The sequence below is a fragment of the Kitasatospora sp. NPDC049285 genome, from assembly GCF_040678815.1.
Lineage (GTDB): Bacteria > Actinomycetota > Actinomycetes > Streptomycetales > Streptomycetaceae > Kitasatospora.
Window position 1 is genome coordinate 1 of record NZ_JBFAQR010000122.1, and the last position, 5,436, is coordinate 5,436.

General features: G+C 72.3%; 7 protein-coding genes and 1 pseudogene. 4 read left to right on the plus strand and 4 right to left on the minus strand.

Translation table 11 applies throughout. The annotated features are described in order from the left end of the window. Nucleotides 1–74: 74 nt before the first annotated feature. A complete protein-coding gene (locus AB0K51_RS34465) occupies nt 75–491 on the minus strand; it encodes a hypothetical protein (protein ID WP_363462187.1) in 417 nt (138 codons plus the stop codon). Nucleotides 492–566: 75 nt separating this feature from the next. Between AB0K51_RS34465 and AB0K51_RS34470 the strand changes: the two genes are divergently transcribed. Continuing rightward, nucleotides 567–1,379: a hypothetical protein gene (locus AB0K51_RS34470; protein WP_363462189.1), complete on the plus strand. Its 813-nt coding sequence runs from the start codon at nt 567–569 to the stop codon at nt 1,377–1,379. 68 nt (nt 1,380–1,447) lie between these two features. Here the strand turns inward: AB0K51_RS34470 and AB0K51_RS34475 are convergent, their stop codons facing one another. Beyond that, a complete protein-coding gene (locus AB0K51_RS34475; protein ID WP_363462191.1) occupies nt 1,448–2,404 on the minus strand; it encodes a protocatechuate dioxygenase in 957 nt (318 codons plus the stop codon). 164 nt (nt 2,405–2,568) lie between these two features. Between AB0K51_RS34475 and AB0K51_RS34480 the strand changes: the two genes are divergently transcribed. Beyond that, nucleotides 2,569–2,931, plus strand: coding sequence for a S26 family signal peptidase (locus AB0K51_RS34480; protein ID WP_363462193.1), 363 nt, complete (start codon nt 2,569–2,571; stop codon nt 2,929–2,931). A gap of 84 nt (nt 2,932–3,015) precedes the next feature. Here the strand turns inward: AB0K51_RS34480 and AB0K51_RS34485 are convergent, their stop codons facing one another. Together AB0K51_RS34485 and AB0K51_RS34490 are read right to left on the minus strand one after the other, a co-directional pair. Continuing rightward, a complete protein-coding gene (locus tag AB0K51_RS34485; protein WP_363462195.1) occupies nt 3,016–3,783 on the minus strand; it encodes a lysophospholipid acyltransferase family protein in 768 nt (255 codons plus the stop codon). A gap of 219 nt (nt 3,784–4,002) precedes the next feature. Next, nucleotides 4,003–4,422: a DUF4395 domain-containing protein gene (locus AB0K51_RS34490; protein ID WP_363462197.1), complete on the minus strand. Its 420-nt coding sequence runs from the start codon at nt 4,420–4,422 to the stop codon at nt 4,003–4,005. Nucleotides 4,423–4,621: 199 nt separating this feature from the next. Here AB0K51_RS34490 and AB0K51_RS34495 point away from each other — a divergent pair, with 199 nt between their 5' ends. Both AB0K51_RS34495 and AB0K51_RS34500 read left to right on the plus strand, forming a co-directional pair. Then, nucleotides 4,622–5,026 carry a thioredoxin family protein gene (locus AB0K51_RS34495; protein WP_363462199.1) on the plus strand — a complete coding sequence of 135 codons (405 nt, stop codon included), beginning with the start codon at nt 4,622–4,624 and terminating at the stop codon, nt 5,024–5,026. A 318-nt stretch (nt 5,027–5,344) separates the two neighbouring features. After that, a pseudogene (locus AB0K51_RS34500) lies at nt 5,345–5,436 on the plus strand (electron transfer flavoprotein subunit beta); the annotation flags it as partial.

Consider the following 5,436-nt stretch of genomic DNA (forward strand, 5'->3'; position numbering starts at 1 on the left):
TACTGCAGGGGGGACCCTGTGGGAGAGTAGGACGCCGCCGAACAATCTTTCAGAAGAAGCCCCCTGACGGGATGTCAGGGGGCTTCTTCGCGTTCCGGGCGCAATTCGCTGCGGGGCGGGTGGTAGAGCGCCAGTTGGTCGTTGCGGATCATCAGGTGGGCGAGGCGGGTGGCGGTGGTGAGGACGGCGGGCCAGTGGGGGGACGTGGGGTAGGCGTCGGGGGTGGTGGTGGCTCTGACGTGGTGGAGGGCGGCGGCCAGGTCGGTGAGGAGGGCGGCTTCTTCGGTGGTGCGGAGGCTTTGACCGAGCCAGGGGAGGGGGTGGTCGGCGTCGCAGTGGTCAGTGAAGAGGCTACGCAGGACGTGGTGGAGGCCGTCGGGGGTGGCGGGGTCGAGCCAAGTCGGGTGCTGGACGGTGGGGTTGGCCAGGGCGAGGACCGCGGGGACCAGGTGCATCCGGAAGGTGGGGAGTGCTATGCCGTGGTCGATCACGCGGTGAGGGTACCGGGTGGGGGCGAGGAGGCGGGAGGTAGGGCTGGTGTCCGGGGCCGGGACTAGGGTGCGGGCATGACTCGAGACACCTCCGTAGCTGTCGATCCCGCGGTCGTGCCGGCTGCCCGGGCGGCGGCGGACGGCGCGTGGGACCGGCAGCTCGCCGAGGCCTTCGCCGTTCTGCTGGGCCGGCCGTTGGAGCAGGACGGTGCGGTCTACGCGGCCTGCGTCGGGAGCAATCTGATCGACGAGACGGGGTTCCGGCGGGATGCCGCCTGGGTGCGGCCGGGCGCGTTGCGTGGGGTCGAACCGGTGCGCTGGGACTGCTACTTGTCGGATGCGACCGAGCGGACGCCGGTCTTCGACGCGAGTGGGTCGGTGTTCGAGTTCTGGGAGTCTGCGGAGCGGCGGGCCGCGTTTCCGGTGGAGTTCGTCACTGCGCTGGACGGCGCGTGCTTCTCGCCGGGGCTGATCCGGGGGGCCGAGCTGGCGCCGCTGGTGGAGCGCTTCGGGGTGGACCTGGCGGAGCCCGCGTTCGACGGTGCGTGGACGGTGTTCTTCGCGCGGCTCCGCTCCGACGGGTCGCTGTTCGATGCGTTCCGGGTCGCTCTCGACACCGGGACGGGGCCTGGGGACCTGGTGTCCTTCGAGGTGGAGGCCGAGGAGGAGTGGGAGGAGCAGTTGTCCGCGATCGGGCACGAAGGACTGCGGGCGCACCTCGGGTTCTTCTGCACCGACGGTGACGAGGGGATGATGCCGATGCTCGAGGACGCCTCGGCGGGCGGGCTGGAGTCGGCGGGCTGCGAGCCGGTGATCGGGTGGGAGGACGGGTTCGGCCAGATCGAGGTGTCGATCGTGCGGCTGAGTGACCGCGTGGCGGGTCGGTAGGCGTAAGTGCTTGGCCCCCGAGGCGGTCTGACGGTGCTTCGGGGGCCGTGTGGTGGGCCGTCCGGGCGCTACTTGCCGTTCTTGTCGGGGTCGGCGGCGAAGGTGATCACGCCGAGGTAGCCGTCGCCGTCCTCGATGACCTTCAGCAGCATGCTCGGCCGGTAGATGCTGTCGCCGTCGTTGAAGGTGTCGCGTCCGGTGTGGTTGCTGTACGGAGCCCGGGCGAAGACCGCGCTGTTGAGGGACTCGTCCATCATCAGCTGGGTGGTGAGGGTCCGTTCGTTGTCGATGTGCACCATCGCGTGGATGTGGACGGTGCGGCTGACGTACCAGCCCGGCCAGATGGTGGTGAACTGGACGATGCCGTCCTTGTTGGTGACCTGGGCGCCGCGCAGGTAGCGCTTGTCGTCCTGCGGAGTGAGGTCGCCCTGGCCGCCGCCACCGGGCGCGCCGGACGGGGCGCCTGACGGAGCGCCGGACGGCGGGGAGCCGGTGGGGGCGCCGACGGGCTGGGTGCCGCCGGGGCCGTTGCCGCCCGGTCCGCCGGAGCCGCCACCGCCGCCGGAGGAGAGGGTCTCCGCGCCGGAGTAGAGGCCGGCGGCGTCGCAGTGCCAGATCTCCACGACCGCGTTGGGGATCGCCTGGCAGCTCTCGGAGTCCTGGACCCGGACGGCCAGGCGCAGGCGGACGCCCTCGCGGTCCTCGCGGATGTCGCTGCGGATCTTGTCGGCGTCGAAGTAGTACGGGCCCTGGGTGGTCTGGGCGGTGAGGGTGCAGGTGCCCGCGTTCGCGAACAGGCCGGTGAGGTCCTCGGTGGTGGAGGCCTGCGGGCTGATGCTCGCTGTCGATCCGGTGGTGGTGGCCGCGCTGGTGCTGCCGCCCTTGGAGCCGGCGCAGGCGGCGAGGAGTGCGCCGAGACCGATGCTGCTGATGCCGGCGAGGGCACGGCGGCGGCTGACCCGTTGGCCTTCGTGGTGGTCCTCGTGGTCCTCGTGGTGCGAGGTGTGCTGGTGCTCGGCTGCCATGGAGCTCCCGGTCCTTTCCGATCTCTTTACCGTCCGCGCAGCGTAGGAACGGCGAATGAGCGCGATCTGGGGAACGGGTGAGAGTGCGATGGTCGGATGCCGGGAGCCGCGCGCGGGGGCGAATTTCGGTTGGTCGGGGCGGCGGGGGCTGCGACGATCGGCGGATGGGTGTGTTGGACGGTGTGGCGGCCAGGGTGGCCGGTGGGGCGAGGGTGGAGTTCCGGCCGAGTGGGAACTCGATGGTGCCGCTGATTCGCAGTCGGCAGTCGGTGGTGGTCGCTCCGGTCGATCCGGCGATGGTGGAGGTCGGTGACATCGTGCTGGCCCGGGTGGCGGGGACGGTGTACCTGCACCTGGTGTCGGCAGTCGATCCGGTCCGGAAGCGGGTGCAGATCAGCAACAACCGGGGCCGGGTCAATGGTTGGACCGGCCACGCACGGGTGTTCGGCATCTGCGTCGAGGTGGAGGGCGTCGCCCGGGCGGGGGTGGCGGGGAAGGTCGCGGGGGATGCCCGCCGTGGTGGGTGAGGGCGGTCCAGGACCACCGGTGGCGGGGGAGTCGGGCCGCCACCGGTCCGGCCGGCGGAGCGTCAGGTGCGGCCCGACGGGGTGTCAGCTGGTGCTGCGGCGTTCGGCCTTGGCGGCGGCTTCGGCCTCGTCCTCGGCTTCGGCGACCTCCGGGGTGGGGGCGGTGCCGCCGAGGTGGGCGGGCAGCCACCAGTCGTCCTCGGGGCCGGCCGGCTTGGCGGGGTAGTCGCGCTGGGCACGGTCCAGCATCTCGGACATCGCGGCGCGCAGGCGGCGGGTGACCATCACCGGCTTGTCGGCGTCGGTGAGGTGGATCGGCTCGCCGATCATGATGGTGACCGGGACGTGACGCTTCGTCAGGGTCTTGGGCCGGCCCTTGGTCCACAGCTGCTGGGTGCCCCAGAGGATCACCGGCAGCAGCGGGGTGCCGGAGTCGGCGGCCATCCGGGCGGCGCCGGTCTTGAACTTCTTCAGCATGAAGGAGCGGCTGATGGTCGCCTCGGGGAAGACGCCGACCACCTCGCCCTCGCGCAGCGCCTTGACGGCGGCCTCGTAGGCGGGCTGCCCGTCGGTGCGGTCGACCGGGATGTGCTTCATGCCGCGCATCAGCGGGCCCGAGACCTTGTGCTTGAAGACGTCGTCCTTGGCCATGAAGCGGGTCTTGCGGCGGGCCACCCGGTACGCGCCGAAGCCGGCGAAGATGAAGTCCAGGTAGCTGATGTGGTTGCTGACCAGCACGGCGCCGCCGGTGGCGGGGACGTGCTCGGCGCCGACGATGGTGATCCGCAGGTCCAGCGCCTTGAAGGCGGTGATCGCTGTGCGGATAACCGGCGGGTACACGAACTCAGCCACGGTCAGCCCTACTTCCCACGGGCTGGCGCCCGGTCTGGTGGTACCCGGGGCGTGGCTGGGGCCGACGAGTCGCGGCACGCCGCGGCGGCCACGGGTGTTTCCCCCCGATGATCCCCCGAACGGGCACGGTCTGTCACGCCTGGGCCCGCCCGGGGCCGGGTCGGAAGGGGAGGCCTCTCTCACACGGGCGGGCGCCCAGGTCGGGAACTTCCGCCCGGGTCAGGCCCCGAGGCCGGGACGGGCACGGCGCAGCAGCAGGTAGAACTCGCAGCCGAGGCAGTAGTCGAAGGCGGCGTTCAGGAAGGCCGCGGCGAGGGCCAGCCCGGTGGCGGCCAGGCCCAGCCAGGTCGCCCCGCCGAGGTAACCGAGCGTGCCGACCAGGGCGAAGCCGAAGCCGACGGCCTGGGCGAAGCGCGGCGGCCGGGCGTCCTCGAGTTCGGCGGGCGGGCCGAGCCGGGGTTGCAGCAGGACGCGGTACAGCCAGCCGTACGGGGCGTGGCGCAGGCCGCCGAACGCGCCGGCGGCGAAGACCAGGGTCTGGACGGCGAGCAGGGTGCCGCTGCCGGTGAGCAGGACGGCGGCGAGGACGAGGGAGGTGAGGACGGCGGCGAAACGCGGGCCGCGCGGGTCGATCTGCACGGGGTGCTCCAGGGGCGCTGCGGGCTGACGGGGTGACGGTGGGGTCGGGTAAGCGACAGCGCATGGCGGTGGCGCGGCACAGGTCGATCACCCGGCGGCTGGTCAGCCGGGGAGTCGAGAGCGGTGCTCGGGTGTCCACGGGCCGATCCTACTGGGGTGCGGCTTCCGGGCCCAGGGCCGGGTTTGCCACACTGGACCGATGACCGGACTGATCGTGTGCCTGGCGGTGCTGGCTGCGGCCGGCGTGTTCGGCGTGGTGCGGATGGCGCGGGACGGGAGGCTCAGGGTGCGCGGCGGGGTGCGGCTGACCGGTGCGGAGTTGGGCGCGGAGTTGGGCGAGCGCGCCACCCTGGTGCAGTTCTCCACCTCGTTCTGCCAGCCCTGCCGGGCGACCCGGCGGACGCTCGCGGAGGTCGCCGCGATGGTGCCGGGGGTGGCGCACGTGGAGGTGGACGCCGAGTCCCGGCTGGAGCTGGTGCGCCGGCTCGACATCCTGCGCACCCCCACCGTGCTGGTGCTGGACGCGTCCGGCCGGGTGGTGCGCCGGGCGGCCGGGCAGCCGCGCCGGGCGGATGTCATCGCGGCGCTCGGCGAGGCGGTCTAGGGCGTGATCCGGCTGGCGCGCCCTCGGTTCGGTGCCGTCCGGCGTTCAATCTCACAGCCGATCTGGCGCGGGGTCAGGTGGCAGGCGGGGTGGGCTGCGGCAGGATGGGCGCCAGGGTGGCGGCGTCGCGGCCCGGGCGGTTCCGGGCAGCGTAAGCTACTGGCGAGTAGTGACGCTTGGACTACGCGTGGGTATGCTGCCGGGGAGTTCCGGAGGGCACCGGCGCACGCCGCCTGACCAGGCCGTGCGCGTGCGCCGAACGACACACACGGGTGCAGCCGCAGCCGCCGGACGAGACCAGTAACAGGAGAGCAGGCCGTGAGCTTGAGGATCGTTGTCTGTGTGAAGTACGTGCCCGATGCGACCGGTGACCGTCGCTTCGCGGACGATGCCACCACCGATCGGGAGGG

What these genes read in the sequence shown, in the direction of transcription:
- AB0K51_RS34480 (WP_363462193.1), top strand. Translation starts at nt 2,569, where the DNA reads ATGGGTGTGTTGGACGGTGTGGCGGCCAGGGTGGCCGGTGGGGCGAGG.
- AB0K51_RS34495 (WP_363462199.1), top strand. Translation starts at nt 4,622, where the DNA reads ATGACCGGACTGATCGTGTGCCTGGCGGTGCTGGCTGCGGCCGGCGTG.
- AB0K51_RS34470 (WP_363462189.1), top strand. Translation starts at nt 567, where the DNA reads ATGACTCGAGACACCTCCGTAGCTGTCGATCCCGCGGTCGTGCCGGCT.
- AB0K51_RS34475 (WP_363462191.1), bottom strand. Translation starts at nt 2,404, where the DNA reads ATGGCAGCCGAGCACCAGCACACCTCGCACCACGAGGACCACGAGGAC.